16 protein-coding genes are annotated in these 16,310 nt (G+C 69.0%); 8 read left to right on the top strand and 8 right to left on the bottom strand.

From position 1 onward, the window contains the following. The first annotated feature begins 308 nt into the window (after nucleotides 1-308). Both ACFFGE_RS00940 and ACFFGE_RS00935 read left to right on the top strand, forming a co-directional pair. Nucleotides 309-1,211, top strand: coding sequence for an SDR family NAD(P)-dependent oxidoreductase (locus ACFFGE_RS00940; RefSeq protein WP_376833404.1), 903 nt, complete (start codon nucleotides 309-311; stop codon nucleotides 1,209-1,211). A 172-nt stretch (nucleotides 1,212-1,383) separates the two neighbouring features. Next, complete coding sequence (locus ACFFGE_RS00935; RefSeq protein ID WP_376833402.1) at nucleotides 1,384-2,586, top strand: acetyl-CoA C-acyltransferase; 1,203 nt, start codon at nucleotides 1,384-1,386, stop codon at nucleotides 2,584-2,586. Nucleotide 2,587: 1 nt separating this feature from the next. Here the strand turns inward: ACFFGE_RS00935 and rfaE1 are convergent, their stop codons facing one another. From rfaE1 to ACFFGE_RS00920, 3 genes are all read right to left on the bottom strand, one after another. Further along, nucleotides 2,588-4,051, bottom strand: coding sequence for a D-glycero-beta-D-manno-heptose-7-phosphate kinase (rfaE1, locus tag ACFFGE_RS00930; protein WP_376833400.1), 1,464 nt, complete (start codon nucleotides 4,049-4,051; stop codon nucleotides 2,588-2,590). Continuing rightward, nucleotides 4,044-5,021: an ADP-glyceromanno-heptose 6-epimerase gene (gene rfaD / locus ACFFGE_RS00925; RefSeq protein ID WP_376833398.1), complete on the bottom strand. Its 978-nt coding sequence runs from the start codon at nucleotides 5,019-5,021 to the stop codon at nucleotides 4,044-4,046. The genes rfaE1 and rfaD overlap by 8 nt, the downstream gene beginning before the upstream one ends. Nucleotides 5,022-5,084: 63 nt before the next feature. Continuing rightward, nucleotides 5,085-5,780: an acylneuraminate cytidylyltransferase family protein gene (locus ACFFGE_RS00920; protein ID WP_376833396.1), complete on the bottom strand. Its 696-nt coding sequence runs from the start codon at nucleotides 5,778-5,780 to the stop codon at nucleotides 5,085-5,087. 108 nt (nucleotides 5,781-5,888) lie between these two features. Here ACFFGE_RS00920 and ACFFGE_RS00915 point away from each other — a divergent pair, with 108 nt between their 5' ends. The 6 genes from ACFFGE_RS00915 to ACFFGE_RS00890 all read left to right on the top strand — a co-directional run bounded on the left by ACFFGE_RS00915 (nucleotide 5,889) and on the right by ACFFGE_RS00890 (nucleotide 11,591). Next, nucleotides 5,889-6,896 carry an SDR family NAD(P)-dependent oxidoreductase gene (locus tag ACFFGE_RS00915; RefSeq protein ID WP_376833395.1) on the top strand — a complete coding sequence of 336 codons (1,008 nt, stop codon included), beginning with the start codon at nucleotides 5,889-5,891 and terminating at the stop codon, nucleotides 6,894-6,896. Next, the gene (locus ACFFGE_RS00910; RefSeq protein ID WP_376833393.1) at nucleotides 6,893-7,945 is read left to right on the top strand and encodes a nucleotidyltransferase family protein; all 1,053 of its coding nucleotides are present in this window, start codon (nucleotides 6,893-6,895) and stop codon (nucleotides 7,943-7,945) included. The genes ACFFGE_RS00915 and ACFFGE_RS00910 overlap by 4 nt, the downstream gene beginning before the upstream one ends. Before the next feature lie 88 nt (nucleotides 7,946-8,033). Further along, nucleotides 8,034-8,810, top strand: a complete 777-nt coding sequence (locus tag ACFFGE_RS00905; RefSeq protein WP_376833391.1) for an ABC transporter permease — start codon at nucleotides 8,034-8,036, stop codon at nucleotides 8,808-8,810. A gap of 44 nt (nucleotides 8,811-8,854) precedes the next feature. Beyond that, entirely contained in the window at nucleotides 8,855-10,033 is a 1,179-nt protein-coding gene (locus ACFFGE_RS00900; protein WP_376833389.1) for a KpsE/RkpR family capsule polysaccharide export protein, read from the top strand. Next, a complete protein-coding gene (locus ACFFGE_RS00895; protein WP_376833387.1) occupies nucleotides 10,030-10,704 on the top strand; it encodes an ABC transporter ATP-binding protein in 675 nt (224 codons plus the stop codon). Before ACFFGE_RS00900 ends, ACFFGE_RS00895 begins: the two co-directional genes overlap by 4 nt. Beyond that, the gene (locus ACFFGE_RS00890) at nucleotides 10,701-11,591 is read left to right on the top strand and encodes a hypothetical protein (protein WP_376833385.1); all 891 of its coding nucleotides are present in this window, start codon (nucleotides 10,701-10,703) and stop codon (nucleotides 11,589-11,591) included. Before ACFFGE_RS00895 ends, ACFFGE_RS00890 begins: the two co-directional genes overlap by 4 nt. Nucleotides 11,592-11,777: 186 nt before the next feature. Here ACFFGE_RS00890 and ACFFGE_RS00885 read toward each other — a convergent pair whose 3' ends face one another. The 5 genes from ACFFGE_RS00885 to rfbC are packed head-to-tail and all read right to left on the bottom strand — an operon-like array spanning nucleotide 11,778 to nucleotide 16,078. After that, nucleotides 11,778-12,665 carry an FkbM family methyltransferase gene (locus tag ACFFGE_RS00885; protein ID WP_376833383.1) on the bottom strand — a complete coding sequence of 296 codons (888 nt, stop codon included), beginning with the start codon at nucleotides 12,663-12,665 and terminating at the stop codon, nucleotides 11,778-11,780. Then, the gene (rfbA, locus tag ACFFGE_RS00880; protein WP_376833381.1) at nucleotides 12,662-13,528 is read right to left on the bottom strand and encodes a glucose-1-phosphate thymidylyltransferase RfbA; all 867 of its coding nucleotides are present in this window, start codon (nucleotides 13,526-13,528) and stop codon (nucleotides 12,662-12,664) included. Before rfbA ends, ACFFGE_RS00885 begins: the two co-directional genes overlap by 4 nt. After that, on the bottom strand, nucleotides 13,525-14,439 hold the full coding sequence (gene rfbD / locus ACFFGE_RS00875; RefSeq protein WP_376833379.1) for a dTDP-4-dehydrorhamnose reductase: 915 nt from the start codon (nucleotides 14,437-14,439) through the stop codon (nucleotides 13,525-13,527). Before rfbD ends, rfbA begins: the two co-directional genes overlap by 4 nt. After that, nucleotides 14,432-15,493 (bottom strand): dTDP-glucose 4,6-dehydratase, encoded by a 1,062-nt coding sequence (rfbB, locus tag ACFFGE_RS00870; protein WP_376833377.1) that lies wholly within the window; start codon nucleotides 15,491-15,493, stop codon nucleotides 14,432-14,434. Before rfbB ends, rfbD begins: the two co-directional genes overlap by 8 nt. A 9-nt stretch (nucleotides 15,494-15,502) precedes the next feature. Continuing rightward, a complete protein-coding gene (gene rfbC / locus ACFFGE_RS00865; RefSeq protein WP_376833375.1) occupies nucleotides 15,503-16,078 on the bottom strand; it encodes a dTDP-4-dehydrorhamnose 3,5-epimerase in 576 nt (191 codons plus the stop codon). Nucleotides 16,079-16,310 lie beyond the last annotated feature (232 nt).

Here is a 16,310-nt window from a genome sequence, read left to right as displayed (position 1 = left end):
GATCCCGTCTTCCATCGTGTGGAAGCCCGCATCAACCGCGCCGTACCAGCCGTTCGGATCCGCAGACGCCGCCGTCGCGGTCATCAGGCCGGCGATCGCGACGCCCGCCAAAAGGTTCAGCTTCATGTTGTCCTCTTTTCTCAACTGCACAGACCAGTGTACGGGAGCGAACGCCCTCCGCCCTGACCTGCCGAACGGCGCTGGGCCACACGAGTTCCCTTATCTCGCCTTGATTGGCTTAGCTGTGGCGCCTTTTCAACACTCCACGGCGCAGTTAGATGCCGCGACCAGGCAATGGGAGACACGGCATGAGGTTCGACGGACGGGTGGCCATCGTGACGGGCGCAGGCGGCGGACTGGGCCGCGAGCATGCGCTGGGGCTGGCGCGCCGGGGGGCCAGGGTGGTCGTCAACGACCTGGGCGGCGCCCGCGACGGCTCCGGCGGCTCGGCCACCGCGGCGGAGGGAGTCGTGGCCGAGATCGAGGCGCTGGGCGGCGAGGCCATCGCTAACCCCGCTTCCGTGACGGATTTCGACGCCGTTCAGGCCATGGTGGAGGCCGCCATGTCCAAGTGGGGCCGCGTCGACATCCTGGTGAACAACGCCGGCGTGCTGCGCGACAAGACCTTCGCCAAGATGGATCTGGAGGACTTCCGCTTCGTGGTCGACGTGCACCTGATGGGGGCCGTGAACTGCACCAAGGCGGTGTGGGAGATCATGCGGGCTCAGAACTATGGCCGCATCGCCATGACCACCTCGTCGTCCGGGCTCTATGGCAACTTCGGCCAGTCCAACTACGGCGCGGCCAAGATGGCGCTGGTGGGGCTGATGCAGACCCTGTCGATCGAGGGGGCCAAGAACGACATCCGCGTGAACTGCCTGGCGCCCACCGCCCACACCCGCATGACCGAGGACCTGGGCGCGGCCCTGCCGCTGGACCAGCTGGGGCCGGAGCTGGTGACGCCCGGCCTGCTCTATCTGGTCAGCGAGGACGCGCCGTCGCGCATGATCCTGGCGGCCGGCGCCGGGGGCTTCGAGCGGGCCTATGTCACCCTGACGCAAGGGACGCGCATCGTCGGCGAGGACGCGGCGGAACAGGTGGCGGCGAGGATCGCCGAGATCAGCGACCGGGCCGGCGAGATCGTGCCCGAGATGGGCGCGGCCCAGGGCATGATCGAGCTGCAGAAGGCCCAGGCGGCGCTGAGGGGCTGAACCGCCTAGGTTCATCACGGAGAGCACGGAGAAGGCGCGGAGGGCACGGAGGGTCGGCGCGCCTCCGGCGTTCTCGGTGAATCCTCGGTGATCTCCGTGATGACCCCTCCCAGCCGCTTGGCTGACGCGACGGCAAAGCCTTACATGCCGTCCAAAACTGGGAGAGCCCGCCATGCGTGACGCCGTCATCGTCTCAACCGCCCGCACGCCGATCGGGCGCGCCTATCGCGGCGCCTTCAACGACACCCAGGCGCAGGCGCTGGGCGCCCACGCGGTGCGGCACGCGGTGGAGCGCGCGGGCGTCGATCCGGCCGAGATCGAGGACGTGGTCATGGGCGCGGCCCTGCAGCAGGGCTCGACCGGCACCAACGTCGCGCGCCAGATCGCGCTGGCGGCGGGACTGCCGTCGACGGTGGCGGGCATGACGCTGGATCGCCAGTGCGCCTCGGGCCTGATGGCCATCGCCACCGCCGCCAAGCAGGTGATCCACGACGGCCAGCAGGTCGCGGTGGGCGGCGGGCTGGAGTCGATCTCGCTGGTGCAGAACCAGCACATGAACCTGTATCGCATGAAGGACGAGGCGCTGCTGAAGCTGTCGCCCCACATCTATATGTCGATGCTGGAGACCGCCGAGGTCGTGGCGCGTCGCTACGACATCAGCCGCGACCGCCAGGACGAGTACGCGCTTCAATCCCAGCAACGCACGGCCCAGGCCCAGGCCGAGGGGCGTCTGAACGCCGAGATCGTGCCGATGACCACAACCATGCAGGCGGTCGACAAGGCGACGGGCCAGACCTCCCTGAAGGAGGTCACGCTCTCGAAGGATGAGGGCAACCGGCCGGACACGACGCTGGAAGGCCTGCAGTCGCTGAAGCCCGTGTTCGGCGGCGGCGAGGAGATCGAGCAAGGGCGGTTCATCACCGCCGGCAACGCGTCTCAGCTGTCGGACGGCGCCTCGGCCAGCGTCATCATGGAGGCGAAGGAGGCCGAGAAGCGCGGGCTGAAGCCGCTGGGCCGCTATGTCGGCATGGCGGTGGCGGGCTGCGAGCCGGACGAGATGGGCATCGGCCCGGTGTTCGCCGTGCCGAAGCTTCTGAAGCAGCACGGCCTGACGGTCGACGACATCGGCCTGTGGGAGCTGAATGAGGCGTTCGCGGTGCAGGTGATCTACTGCCGCGACCGGCTGGGCATCCCCGACGAGCGGCTGAACGTGTCCGGCGGCGCCATCTCGATCGGCCACCCCTACGGCATGTCGGGCGCGCGCATGACCGGCCATGTCCTGATCGAGGGCAAGCGGCGCGGGGCCAGGTACGGCGTCGTCACCATGTGCGTCGGCGGCGGGATGGGGGCCGCCGGGCTGTTCGAGATCTACTGATCTAGGCCTTGCTCCGCTCCACGAGACGCGTGGTGGAGTGTCCGTCGCGCAGCGGGACGCGGACGATGCGGCCGCCCGCGGCCTTCACGACGTCCCCGCCGACGATCTGCTCCTCGGTGTAGTCGGCGCCCTTGATGAGCACGTCCGGCACGAGCGCCTGGATCAGCTCCAGCGGCGTCGGCTCGCCGAACAGGACCACCGCGTCCACGCCCCGGATCGCGCCGACGACCTCGGCCCGGGCCGTCTCGGCCTGGACCGGGCGGGTCGGCCCCTTGAGGCGGGAGACGGACTCGTCGGTGTTCAGCGCCACGATCAGGCGATCGCAGGCCGCCGCCGCCTCGCGCAGGATGGCCACGTGCCCGGGGTGGAGCAGGTCGAAGCAGCCGTTGGTGAGACCGACGGTCAGGCCCTGACGTCGCCACCCGTCGCGCAGGCGGGCCGCCTCGTCCCACGACAGCAGCCGCCCGGCCGCTTCGGGCCGGTGGTCCAGCGGCTCCATCGCCGCCTCGAGTTCGTCCAGGGTGACGACCGCCGTGCCCGCCTTGGACACCACGACGCCGGCCGCCGCGTTCGCCAGCCGCATGGCCTGGGCCGCGGGCAGACCGCCGGCGACCGCCAGCGCATAGGCCGCCAGCACCGTGTCGCCGGCCCCCGACACGTCGAACACTTCGGCCGCCTGGGTCGGCGCGGTCAGAGCCTCGCCATTCCTGGGATAGTAGGCGATGCCCTGTTCGGAACGGGTCAGCAGGATGTCGGCGCCGGTCGCCGCGCCGGCGCGCCGCGCGGCGACCTCGGCCTCGGCGTCCGTGCCGCAGGGCAGGCCCGTGGCGGCGGACAACTCGCCCCGGTTGGGCTTGATCACGTCGGCGCCCGCATAGGCGGAGAAGTCCGCCCGCTTGGGGTCGATGAGGATCGGCACGGCCAGCGCCTTGGCCGCGGCGAGGACCTCGGCCAGCACCCGGTCGCTCAGCACGCCCTTGGCGTAGTCGGAAACGGCCAGGGCCCGGGCGCCCCTCAGGCCCGCGACCGCCCGGGCGATCAGCCGATCCTCGACCTCGGGCGACAGCGGAGACAGCACCTCGCGATCGATGCGGATCATCTGGTGGGCGCCGGCCATGACGCGGGTCTTGGCGATGGTGGGACGCCCGGCGTCCGTCACGAGGTCGCAGACGACGCCCGCCGTCGAGGCGATCCGGGCCAGCCGCCGGCCTTCGGCGTCGTCGCCGACCAGCCCGACCAGGGTCGCCTTCCCGCCCAGGCTGACGATGTTCAGCGCCACGTTCGCCGCGCCGCCGGCGGACTCGCGGTCCTGGCTGTGGCGCAGCACCGGCACGGGGGCTTCGGGCGAGATCCGGCGCACGTCGCCGATGACGTAGCCGTCCAGCATGACGTCGCCGAGCACCAGGATCGGCGCGTCGATGAAGGGGAAACGGCCGGCCCAATGACACGTAAGATGATCAGACATGGGGATCGTCCCCGTCCAGCACCTCGACATAGCGCGCGACGCCGGTCGCCACATCCATGAAGGGGCGGTCGTAGCCGGCGGCGCGCAGGCGCTCCATCCTCGCCTCGGTGAAGTACTGGTAGCGATCCCTGAGGTGTTCCGGCATCGGCACGTAGCGGATGCGCGCCGGCTGGCCGGCCGCGGCGAACAGGGCCTCGGTGAGCTCAGCGAAGGACTGGGCCCGGCCCGTGCCGACGTTCAGCACCGTGTGGGCGGGACCGTTCTCCAGGCACCACAGGGCGACCGCGACCACGTCGTCCACATGGATGAAGTCCCGCAGCTGGCCGCCGTCCTCGAAGCCCGCGCGGTGGCTCTTGAACAGCTCCACGGTCCCGCCGTTCCTGGCGATCGCGTGGTTCTTGCCCACCACGGAGGTCATGGCGCCCTTGTGGGCCTCGTTCGGCCCGTAGACGTTGAAGAACTTCAGCCCGACGCAGCGCGGCGGCAGGGGCAGCCCCTTCTCCACCCGCTCGGCCAGGACCAGATCGATCTGGTGCTTGCTCCAGCCGTAGAGGTTGAGCGGGCGCAGGCGCTTGAGCGCGGCCAGGCTGAACTCGTCGTCGAAGCCGTTCGCCCCGTCGCCGTAGGTCGCCGCGGACGAGGCGTAGACCAGCGGCACGCCGGCCCGGCCGCACCAGTCCATGAGCCGCAGCGTGAACTGGAAGTTGGTCTTCATCACCCAGTCGCCGTCGGTGGCGGTGGTGGAGGAGTCCGCCCCCATGTGCAGCACGGCGGTGATCCCCAGGTCGTCGATCCGCTCGAACAGCTGCTCGGGGAAGACGAAGTCGCGGAACATCCGTTTCCTGAGGTTCATCCAGCGGCCGTCAGACCCCAGCCAGTCGCACAGCACGAGGTCGTCGCGCCCGCGCGCGTTCAGCGCCGCCGCCAGGTTCGAGCCGATGAAGCCGGCCGCGCCGGTGATCAGGATCATGAGGGTCTCGTCGTTGCGCGTCCGCCCCGCATAATCCGCCCGCGCGCCGCTGTCGAACGCGCCTCAGCGGCGGATCGCGGGCATGCCCGTCGCGGCGAAGGCCTGGGCGTGCGGAAACAGGGCCTCGGCGATGACGAAGTCGTAGAGGGTGTCGATGTCCCAGCCCCGCTCCGGCGGCATGACGAGCACCCGCGTTTCCTCGGTCAGGAAGGTGCGGTCGGCGAACAGTCGTTCGGGGCGCCCCACATAGACCGCCCCGTTCAGCACCACCGCCTCCCCCGCCCGCGGCGGGTCGAGCGTGAGGCGGCCGTCGTCGCCCAGCACCCCGTGGAAGCGCGCGGGCTTGAGCGTCGGGGACACGGTCAGCACGGCGGGCGCGCCGGTCTCGTCGCACAGCCGGATCGCCGCGTCGATGTCGGCGGCGGTGCGCAGCGGCGACGTGGGCTGAAGCAGGACGACATAGTCGGGGCCTTCGTCGGCGGCGCCGAGCGCGTGGGCGATCGCATCGATCACCGAAGCCTGGGATCCCGAGAGCTCGGCCGGGCGGTCGATGATCTCCGCAGGCGGGGTCACCCGCTCGGCCACGCGAGGATCATCGGTAGAGACCAGCACCCGGTCGATCAGCTGCGAGGCGGCCGCGGCGTCCAGCGTCCAGTCGATCATAGGCCGGCCGGCGAGTGGCCGAACGTTCTTGCCGGGAAGCCCCTCTGAGCCCGCCCGCGCCGGAACGATCGCGATGACCCGCCTGTCGCCGATCACGGCGGCCTCCCGACTCAAGGATGGGGCAGCATGGTCGCGGTCCGGGCCGCTGGTAAAGTGGCAGCAAAGTGATTCGTCCGGCCGTCGTGCCCTGGGGAGCCGCGCGAGATGAGCGACCGATCCGCCGATCCGACCCCCCTCGCGGGCCGCAAGGTGCTGGTGACCGGCGCGGGCGGCTTCATCGGCAGCCATGTGGTCGAGCGGCTGGTTGAGCTGGGCGCGAGCGTCCGGGCGTTCGTCCGCTACACCTCCCACGGCGGGGCCGGCTGGCTGGACCGCAGCCCGGTGCGAGGCGAGATCGAGGTGGTGCGCGGCGATCTGGCGGATCGCGACAGCGTCGACGCCGCGGTCGAGGGCTGCGACGTCGCCCTGCACCTGGGGGCCCTGATCGCCATCCCCTATTCGTACCAGGCGCCCGAGAGCTATGTCCGGACGAACATCGTCGGCACGCTCAACGTGTTGCAGGCGGCGCGCCGGCATGGGCTGAGCCGGGTCGTGCACGTCTCGACCAGCGAGGTCTACGGCACCGCCCAGGTCGCGCCGATGACCGAGGCCCACCCTCTGGTCGGCCAGTCCCCCTACTCCGCCAGCAAGATCGGCGCGGACAAGCTGGCGGAGAGCTTCCACCTCAGCTTCCAGACGCCGGTCGTGACGCTGCGCCCCTTCAACACCTTCGGCCCGCGCCAGAGCGCGCGGGCGGTGATCCCGGCCCTGATCACCCAGGCCCTTGCGGGGCGGACGGTGCGGCTGGGCGACCTGCGCCCCACCCGCGACTTCGTTTTCGTGGCCGATACGGTCGAGGGCTTCGTGCGGGCGGCCACGGCCCCCGGGGTGGAAGGACGTACGATCCACCTCGGCACGGGCGTCGAGACCTCCATCGCCGAGCTGATCGACAAGGTCCGCGCGGTCACGGGCTCTGACTTCGAGGTGGTCGAGGAGGCCCAGCGCCTGCGCCCGTCGGGCAGCGAGGTGATGCGCCTGATCGCCGACGCCGCCAACGCCCGAGACCAGCTGGGCTGGTCGCCGAGCGTCCCACTGGAGGAAGGCCTTCGGCGCACGGTCGCGTTCATCCGCGAGAACGCGGACCTGTACCGTCCCGAGGAGTATGCGGTGTGAGCCGGCCCGGCTTCGGTCTGGAGGCCAATCTCGCGGCGCCCGACGCGCCGCTGGTGGAGGTCATCGCCCGGCTGGACGCGGCGCGGCACAAGCTGATCGTGCTGGTGGACGCCGAGGGGCGGCTGGTCGGCACCGTCAGCGACGGCGACGTGCGCAGGGGACTGCTGCGCGGCGTGCGGCTGGAGGATCCGGCCCGTGCGGTGGCCAACCTTTCGCCCCTGACCGTTCCCGCGTCGGGCGAGGCGGCCGCCGTCAGCCGGCGGCGACTGGAGGAGCGGGGCGTCGCCTTCGCGCCGGTCGTGGCGGCGGACGGCCGGGTCGTGGGCCTGTTCCCCGAGGCGCCGGCGGCGCACGGGCCGCGCGACAACCTGGTGGTCATCATGGCGGGCGGGCGCGGCGTGCGGCTGGCGCCGCTGACCCACACCTGTCCCAAGCCGATGCTGAAGGTGGGCGGGCGGCCCCTGCTCGAGACCATCATCGAGCGGCTGCGCGCCCAGGGGTTCGGCCGCTTCCGCCTGGCGGTGAACTATCTGGCCGAGGTGATCACCGACCACTTCGGGGACGGCGCCGCGTTCGGGGTGGAGATCGGCTATCTGAGGGAGGATCAGCCGCTGGGCACGGCGGGCGCTCTGTCGCTGCTGGACGAGCCGATCGATCAGCCGTTGCTGGTCATGAACGGCGATCTGCTGACCCGCGTCGATTTCGGCGGGCTGCTGGATTTCCACGGCGACCACGGGGGCGCGGCCACCCTGTGCGTCCGCCGCGAGCGGATGCAGGCGGCGTTCGGCGTGGTGGAGACCGACGGCGATCGCTTCATGACCGGCCTCGTCGAGAAGCCGACCTATGAGTGGCTGGTGAACTGCGGGATCTACGCGCTTTCCCCGGCGGCGCTCACGATCCTGCCGCCCGGCGAGCGGTTCGACATGACCGACGCGCTGAAGCGCCTGGCCGACGACGGCCGGGGCGTCGGCGTGTTCCCGCTTCATGAGGACTGGCTGGACGTCGGCCGCCCGGCCGATCTGGAGGCGGCGCGGCGGGGCGGTCGCTGACGCTTGTGGCGACCCGCTCAACGTCGTATGCGCCACGGGGGCCGACGGACCGACCTTCAGAACTCGCCAAAGCGGGACTTTTGAAACCATGAGCATCAGGGCCCTACGCGACCAGTCCGTGATCATCGGGACCCTGATGCTGCGCGAGATCATCACGCGTTATGGTCGCCGAGGGCTGGGCTTCCTGTGGCTGGTCGCCGAGCCCCTGATCTTTACTTTCGGCGTCTTGTTCATATGGTCGATCATTCGCCCCCCGTACTCCCACGGCGTGGCCCTGGCCCCGTTCGTTCTGACGGGATACATGGGCTTGCTGTTTTTTCGACACCTCATAACTTACAGCATGGGGGCGATCACCGGAAACGCCGGACTACTCTACCACCAGACCATCAAGCTGCTGCATCTGTATTCGGCGCGATATGTACTTGAGTTTCTGGGCAGCACCTTCGCGTTCGCCATCGGCTACGCCATTCTCGTGTGGTTCGGGCAGATGGAGTTGCCGCATGACATCCTGCTGATCTACTGGGGCTGGTTCTGTCTCTTCGTGTTCGGGGTGGGCCTCGCGCTGGTGCTCAGCGCCCTCGCCCTTGAGTTCGAGGTCCTTCAGCGCCTCATCCCCGTCATGATCTATGCGATACTGCCGTTCTCCGGCGTATTCATCATGGCTGAATGGGTGCCGGAGAGCTATCGCGACATCTACCTCGCCATACCCATGCCCCACACCATCGAGATGGTGCGCGCCGGCGTGCTGGGAGAGTTCGTGGCCACGCACTACGACCCTCTGTACCCCTTCTTCTGGGGCGGCGTTCTGATAGCGTTCGGCCTGGTCCTGCTGGCTCGGGCGAAAAGCCACATCGACGCCGAATGAGACGGTTGGTCACGTCGCCCGAGTTCCTCTAGACAGAACGCACCATGTCCGACGCCCGCATCACCTACCTGGGTCCCACCGGGACCGCCCAAGACCCGGCCCCGGCCAGAAGCCGGAAGCGTTTCGGGGGCCTCGGCGGGGCGCGCCTGGCCTTCGTGCTCGTCGTCGTGGTCCCGACCCTGATCACGGCGTTCTATTATCTGGTGGTGGCCGCGCCCCGGTATGTCTCCGAAGCCCGGTTCGTCGTCAGGGCGGCGGAGCAGCCGCAGACGAACGGTCTCGGGATCGCCTTGCAGGGCGTCGGCCTGACGCAATCGCCGACCGACGCCTTCGCCCTGCACGAGTACATCACGTCGCGCGACGCGGTCGCGGACCTCGAACGGCAGATGGATCTTCGGGCCATGCTCAGCAGGCCCGGCGTGGACCCCCTGTCACGCCATCCCAGGTTCTGGGAGGGCGACAGCGCCGAAGGTCTCTACAGCGGGCTGCAACGTTTCATCACCGTGGGCTACCACACGCCGACCGGCATCAGCACCCTGCGGGTCGAAGCCTTCACGCCCGAGGACGCCCAGCGCATGGCGCAAACGCTGCTGAACGGCGGCGAGGCGCTGGTCAATCGCCTTAACGAGCGAGCGGCCGCGCGCAACGTGGCCGACGCCGAGCGAACGGTGGTCGAGGCGGAGCGCCGGCTCTCCGACATCCAGCAGCGCCTGACGGCCTTTCGAAACCGGGAAGGCATCGTGGACCCGACCGTGTCGGTGACCGAGGGGTCGGCGTTGACCGCGGAACTGGCCGGCACCATCGCATCCTTGCGCGCTGAACGTTCGCAACTTCAGTCCCAGGCCCCGCAAAGCCCCCAGCTCGCCATCATCGACGCGCGGATCGCGGCCTACGAGCGCCAGCTCGCGGCCGAGCGGGCGAAGATCACGGGCAATCAGTCCTCTCTGGCCTCCAAGATCGGCGTCTACGAAAGCCTGATGCTGGAGCGCGAACTCGCGGATCGGTCGCTCGCCACGGCCAGCACCGCCCTCGACACGGCCCGCGAGGACTCGCGCCGACAGCAGTTGTATCTGGAGCGGGTGGTGAACCCCGGATTGCCGGACAAGGCCACCGAACCGAAACGGCTGCGCGCCATACTGGCGGTGTTCCTGTCGACGTCCCTGATTTTCGCGATCGGATGGCTGGTGTGGGCCGGACTGCGAGAGCACAGACAGATCGGATGACGGATCTCAGCCCCGACGTCGGCCTGAGCGTGGTGAACCTGACCAAGTCCTACAGCCGCCACGCCAAACCGCTTTTTCAGGACCTGAGCTTCGACCTGGCGCGCAACGGCCGACTCGCTGTGCTCGGGCGGAACGGCCAGGGCAAGTCCACCTTGATCAAGATCCTCGGCGGCGCGCTCGCGCCGACCAGCGGGGACGTGAACTGGCGGATGACCGCCTCCTGGCCGATCGGCTTCGGCGGAGGATTCCAAGGCACCCTGAGCGGACTGGACAACATCCGCTTTCTCGCCCGGCTCTACAACCGGGACTTCAAGGACGTGCGGGCCCGCGTGGACGATTTCGCGGAGCTGGGAAAGAAGCTCTATCTGCCGGTCAAGCACTACTCCTCCGGCATGCGGGCCAGGCTGGCCTTCGGGCTGTCGCTCGCGATCGAGTTCGACTGCTATCTCATCGACGAACTGGTCGCCGTCGGCGACGCCCGGTTTCAGCAGAAGTGCCGCGACGAACTGTTCGGGCGACGCGCGGATCGGGCCTTCATCATGGCCTCACACGACATGTCCATGGTGACGCGCACCTGCGACCGTGCGCTGATCATCGAGAGCGGCAAGGTCAAGAGCTTCGACGAGATCCACGAGGCCGTGGACATCTACAACTGGTTGCGGGCCGCATGACGCAGACACCCAAGATCGGGGTGGTGATCATGCCGACGATCTTCGCGAGCGCCTGGCTCTCGGCCCTCGCGCACGCGGCCAAGGACGTGGGGTGGCGGGCGTTCAAGGCCGCAGCGCCCCAGCCCGCCGGCGACGCCCCCGCGATCGTCATCTTCCGGGACCTCAGCGAGATCGCGCTCCACCCGACCATCGACCGCTGGATCGTCATCGGCTCGAGCGACCTGGAGCCCCTTCTGGCCGGCGCCCTCGTCCGCAATCCGGATGCGGGACGCGCGACCCGGTCGGCGACGGCCGCCCTGGCCCTCTACGAGGTCATCGCCCCCGTCGCGGAACGCGTCATCGAGGCGGATGCGGCGTGTCTTACCGTGCCGGGGCTCGGCGACGTCCGGCGCGACCCGGAAGCCGGAGTCGAACCGCGACCGCAGATTCCGGAGGCCGCCCGCCGGGCCGTGGCCATGCTGGAACGGCCTCTGGGGAGCCGCGTCGGGGTTTGGGGCCCCGAGGTCATGAGCTTCACGCGCGGCCAGGACCCGGAGGGCGGTAGCGCGGACATCGATCTCACCGGGCGGACCCGCATCCTCGCGCACGGACCTCATCTGACCCTGCCGGCGGGAGCGTGGGAATGCGTGGTGCGTCTCGCCGTCATGCCCGACGATGAAGCGAAGTTGATGTTCGAATGGGGATCGGGCGAGGACGTGCACCGGGCGCACACCGTCATGATCCGTCCTGGCGAGTACGAGGTCGCCCTTGAGCACAGCTGGTCCAAGCCCCAGGCGGTCGAGATCCGCATCTGGGCGGAGCGGGGCCATTTTTCCGGATCGGTTCGCTTTCACGAGGCGACGGTTCGTTGGCTGGCGCAGGCGCCGGGCCAGGTTCCGACGCCCTGACGTCGTCCGTCTCGGGTCCGACCCGAGCACGCCGTCACCCTTGGGCTTGTCCCGAGGGCCTATGGCTAGGCCGGTCTGAACGGTTCTCGGGTCGAACTTGGGGGCTTCGAACGCCTCACCGTCATGCCGGAGGCCGCAATGGATCCTCGGGACAGGCCCGAGGAGACGGGTTTACAGGTACAGAACCTAGGCCAGATACAGAATCCGGTCCTCGGCGTTGTCCCGGTTGAGCAGATCCCCGCGACCGACCGGCGTCGCCTCGGAGTCGAAGCCGACGACGCGGATTTCGCCATAGATGCTCTCGAGCGCGTCCAGAAGGGCCGCCGGGTCGACGCAGCGTCCGGGATTGAACTCCAGCAGCAGGTTCGGACGGTGACGACGCAACGTCGTCATCAGACCGCGGATCGCGGCCTCCTCGGCGCCTTCGACGTCGATCTTGATGAAATCGACCCTGTCCCACGCCGAAAGCCGGTCGTCGAGGCGTTCGCACGACACTGAAAAGCGCTCTTCGCTCTCGCCCTTGTCCGTCTCGACGATGTGAGCGTTCTTGGGTTCGCCGGCCGGGGCGTAGAGCATGACGCGACGCGCATCGCCGTCGCCGGCGGCGATCTGGGCGACGTCGCTCCAACCGGAGAACCCGTTCACCGCGAGCGATCGGCTCAGAAGCTCGGTGAGACGCGGATTGGGCTCGACCGCGAGCACCCGCCCATCCGGACCGGCGAGATCGGCGAAAAGCACTGTGTAATAGCCGTGGTTGGCGCCGACATCGACCACCCGCATGCCCGGCTTGATCCGACGGGCCATGAAAACGGTCAGCCAACTTTCCCAAAGTCCGTCCAGCGCGACATGCGCGCCGAAGCCGACGTCGTCCGAGCGGACGTAGAACTTGTAGCGTCCCATCACGCGGCACAGGATGACGCGATCCCCGACGTAGACGGGCGCGGCGAGGGCGCGGGCCCGTTCCTCGAGCTCCCAGCGGTCCATCTCGACCAGGACATTACGGCCGATCAGGGGGCTCGAGCCCGCGGACAATCGGCCCAAGGCTCGGCGGGTGTTGCGCGCGATGCCGCTCACGGGCGTTGAATGGTCCGCAGGTAGGCGCCGTACCCGCTCTTGCCCAGCTGGTCGATGAGACGATTCAGGCCCGCCTCGTCGATGAATCCCTTCTGGAACGCGATCTCCTCGGGGCAGGCGATCTTGAAGCCCTGGCGCTTCTCCAGGGTGCGGACGAACTCGGCGGCCTCGATCAGGCTGTCCGGCGTGCCTGTGTCCAGCCAGGCGTAGCCCCGGCCCATGACCTCGACCGACAGCTTGCCCCGCTCCAGATAAACCCGGTTGACGTCGGTGATCTCCAGTTCTCCGCGCGCCGAGGGCTTCAGATTGGCGGCGATGTCCACCACATCGGCGTCGTAGAAGTAGAGGCCCGTGACGGCCCAGTTCGACTTCGGCTGCGCGGGCTTCTCCTCGATCGACATCGCGCGCATGTCGGCGTCGAACTCCACGACCCCGTACCGCTCGGGGTCGGCCACGTGGTAGGCGAACACGCTGGCGCCCTGCTCCCGGGCCATCGCGCTGATGAACAGGTCGGTGATGCCGTGGCCGTAGAAAATGTTGTCGCCGAGGATCAGCGCCGACGGACCGCCCGCCACGAAATCGGCCCCGATGTGATAGGCTTGGGCCAGGCCGTCGGGGCTGGGCTGGACCGCATACCGGATGTCCAGACCCCACTGGGATCCGTCGCCGAGCAGATCCTGGAATGAGGGGACGTCCCGCGGAGTTGAGATCAGCAGGATCTCCCGAATGCCCGCGAGCATCAGCGTCGACAGCGGATAGTAGATCATCGGTTTGTCGTAGATCGGCATCAGCTGCTTGGACGTCACCCGCGTCATGGGGTGAAGCCGCGTGCCCGATCCGCCGGCCAGGATGATGCCCTTCATCGTGTCTCGCCTTCCTTCAGCACGTCCCTCAGCACCTCGGCGGTGATCTCGGCCGTCGCCGCGCGCCAGTCTCGGGGCTCTATCCCATAGGCGTGGAGGATGCGACCGCAGTCCAGCCGCGAGTTGGCCGGCCGTCTGGCGGGGGTGGGATACTCCGCCGTCGTGATCGGCCGGACCTCGGCGCTCGGCCCCCCCTGCTCCGCGCTCGCGGCGAAGATGGCCTCGGCGAACTCCGCCCAGGTGGTTTCGCCCGCCCCGGCGAAATGAAACACGCCCGAGGGGGCCTCCGGCTCCGCGATCATCCGCAGCGTCACGGTCCGCAGCGCGGCCGCGATGTCCGCGGCGGCGGTCGGGCAACCCCTCTGATCGGCGACGACGTTCAGCGTGTCCCGGGTCTCTGCGAGCCGCAGCATGGTCTTGAGGAAGTTCGAGCGATCAGGGCCGACGACCCAGGCGGTGCGGAGGATGACCGAGCGAGGCTGAATCGAGCGCACCGCCAATTCGCCCGCCAGCTTGGAGGCCCCATAAACCCCGAGCGGGCCGACAGCATCCTCCTCGCGATAGGGACGATCCGCAGCGCCGTCGAACACATAGTCGGTTGAGACATGAACCAGCGGGACATCCGCAGCGCGGCACGCTTCGGCCAGGAGCGCCGGGGCGGTGGCGTTGACGGCGAAGGCCTGGGCCGGCTCGCTCTCGGCCTTGTCCACGGCCGTGTAGGCCGCCGGATTGATGACCGCGGCGAAGGCCCGACCCTCAAGGAACCGCCGGACCCCGGAGGCGTCGGAGAGGTCCAGCTCGGCGCGCGTCGGCGCGACCAGTCGGAAGGGCTCGGGCCACGCCAGCCGGGTCAGGGCCAGTCCGACCTGCCCCGCGGCCCCGGTGACGAGGATGTCGCGGGACTCAGCCACCGGCGGCCACGCCCAGCCGCTGCGTGGCGTAGCGCTTGTCCAGGATGTCCTGCCACCAGCCGGCGTTGTCGAGGTACCAATCGACGGTCCGGGCGATGCCTTCCTCGAAGGTGACGGACGGAGCCCAGCCGAGCTCGCGCTTCAGCTTGGACGCGTCGATGGCGTAGCGATGGTCATGGCCCGGACGATCGGTCACGAAGGTGATCTGTTCGGCGTAGGGGCGGCCGTCGGGGCGAGGGCGCCGTTGATCCAGCAGACCACAGATGGTGCGCACCACGTCGAGATTCTTTCGCTCCGCATCGCCGCCGACATTGTAGGTCTGGCCCGGCTCGCCCCGCTCGAACACAGCCTGGAGCGCGCGGGCGTGATCGTCGACATAGAGCCAGTCGCGCACGTTCGAGCCGTCGCCATAGACCGGCAGGGGCTCGCCCTTCAGGGCGCGGATGATGATCAGGGGGATCAGCTTCTCCGGGAAATGATAGGGGCCGTAGTTGTTCGAACAATTGGTCACCAGGACCGGCAGGCCGTAGGTGTGTCCCCAGGCGCGCACCAGATGGTCCGATCCCGCCTTGGACGCCGAATAGGGCGAGCGCGGATCATAGGCGGTGGTCTCGGTGAAGAAGCCGTCCTCGCCGAGAGAGCCGAACACCTCATCGGTCGAGATGTGATGAAAACGGAAGGCGTGGCGGCGGGCCTCGGACAGGCCACGCCAGTACCCCAGCGCCTGCTGCAACATGGTGAAGGTGCCGACCAGATTGGTCTGGATGAAGGCGCCGGGCCCGTCGATCGAGCGATCGACATGGCTTTCCGCCGCGAGGTGGGCGACCACGTCCGGCTGGAACGCCTCCAGCGCCGCGGACACGGCCTCGGCGTCGCAGACGTCGGCCTGGACAAAGCCGTAGCGGTTGCTGGTCGACACCGGCTCGAGCGAGCTGAGCACGCCCGCATAGGTGAGCTTGTCGAACACCAGCACCTCATGATCGGCGTGCTGGATAAGGCGCCGCGTCAGGGCCGAGCCGATGAAGCCGGCGCCGCCGGTGATCAGGATGCGCATGGGCTGACCTCAGACCTGAATGGGTTCGCCAAGCGGCTCCAACGGCGCGCCGTCATAGGCGAACGGACTGTCGAAGTCGCGCAGCCGGGGCAGGCGCGCGTCCTTGTCCGACAGGGTGGCCCCGTGGGGCGGCAGCGGCCAGTCGATGCCGATGTCCGGATCGTCCCAGCGGACGCCCCCGTCGCAGTCGGGCGCATAGACGTCGGACACCTTGTAGACGATCTCCACATCCGGCGTGAGCGTGACGAACGCGTGGCCGAACCCGACCGGAATATACAACTGATGGCCGTTGTCGGCGGAGAGCTCGGCCCCGACGTGACGGCCGAACGTCGGCGAGCCGGCCCGAAGATCCACGGCATAGTCCATCACCGCCCCGCGCGTGCACCGCACCAGCTTGGCCTGGGCGTGCGGGGGCCGCTGGAAATGGATGCCGCGCACGGTCCCCGGCGCGGCGGAAAAGGAATGGTTGTCCTGGATGAAGCTCGTATCGACACCCGCCGCCGCCCACCTGTCGCGAACATAGGTCTCGGAAAACCAGCCGCGCGTGTCGCCGAAGCGGCGGGGTTTGAGGTATCTGACCGGCACGACGTCCCTCCGTTGCGACGGCTTATCGCCAATCGCGGCGCCCTTGACCAGCCCTTCCAGGCTGGCGTGGCGGGCGTCCCTAAGGCATCTAGCCGGGAATGAGGCATTCGCAGGCCGATCAGCACCTTATGGGCCTTCCGGTCTTTCTGGAGTTTTGGCGACGGCTGAGGCCCAAGCCGTCAGTCCTGCGACGGGTCGCCAATGCCGCGCGCGACCGGGGGGACTGGCGGAT

Origin of the sequence: Brevundimonas balnearis, from assembly GCF_042434805.1 — a bacterium.
Lineage (GTDB): Bacteria > Pseudomonadota > Alphaproteobacteria > Caulobacterales > Caulobacteraceae > Brevundimonas > Brevundimonas balnearis.
The sequence above is the reverse complement of the archived record's forward strand: the minus strand, read 5'-3'. Positions and strand labels throughout refer to the sequence as shown.

Excerpts from the sequence above, each read along its gene's own strand:
- ACFFGE_RS00940 (WP_376833404.1), top strand. The coding sequence starts at position 309 with ATGAGGTTCGACGGACGGGTGGCCATCGTGACGGGCGCAGGCGGCGGA.
- ACFFGE_RS00935 (WP_376833402.1), top strand. The coding sequence starts at position 1,384 with ATGCGTGACGCCGTCATCGTCTCAACCGCCCGCACGCCGATCGGGCGC.
- rfaE1 (WP_376833400.1), bottom strand. The coding sequence starts at position 4,051 with ATGTCTGATCATCTTACGTGTCATTGGGCCGGCCGTTTCCCCTTCATC.
- rfaD (WP_376833398.1), bottom strand. The coding sequence starts at position 5,021 with ATGATCCTGATCACCGGCGCGGCCGGCTTCATCGGCTCGAACCTGGCG.
- ACFFGE_RS00915 (WP_376833395.1), top strand. The coding sequence starts at position 5,889 with ATGAGCGACCGATCCGCCGATCCGACCCCCCTCGCGGGCCGCAAGGTG.
- ACFFGE_RS00905 (WP_376833391.1), top strand. The coding sequence starts at position 8,034 with ATGAGCATCAGGGCCCTACGCGACCAGTCCGTGATCATCGGGACCCTG.
- ACFFGE_RS00900 (WP_376833389.1), top strand. The coding sequence starts at position 8,855 with ATGTCCGACGCCCGCATCACCTACCTGGGTCCCACCGGGACCGCCCAA.
- ACFFGE_RS00895 (WP_376833387.1), top strand. The coding sequence starts at position 10,030 with ATGACGGATCTCAGCCCCGACGTCGGCCTGAGCGTGGTGAACCTGACC.
- ACFFGE_RS00890 (WP_376833385.1), top strand. The coding sequence starts at position 10,701 with ATGACGCAGACACCCAAGATCGGGGTGGTGATCATGCCGACGATCTTC.
- rfbA (WP_376833381.1), bottom strand. The coding sequence starts at position 13,528 with ATGAAGGGCATCATCCTGGCCGGCGGATCGGGCACGCGGCTTCACCCC.
- rfbB (WP_376833377.1), bottom strand. The coding sequence starts at position 15,493 with ATGCGCATCCTGATCACCGGCGGCGCCGGCTTCATCGGCTCGGCCCTG.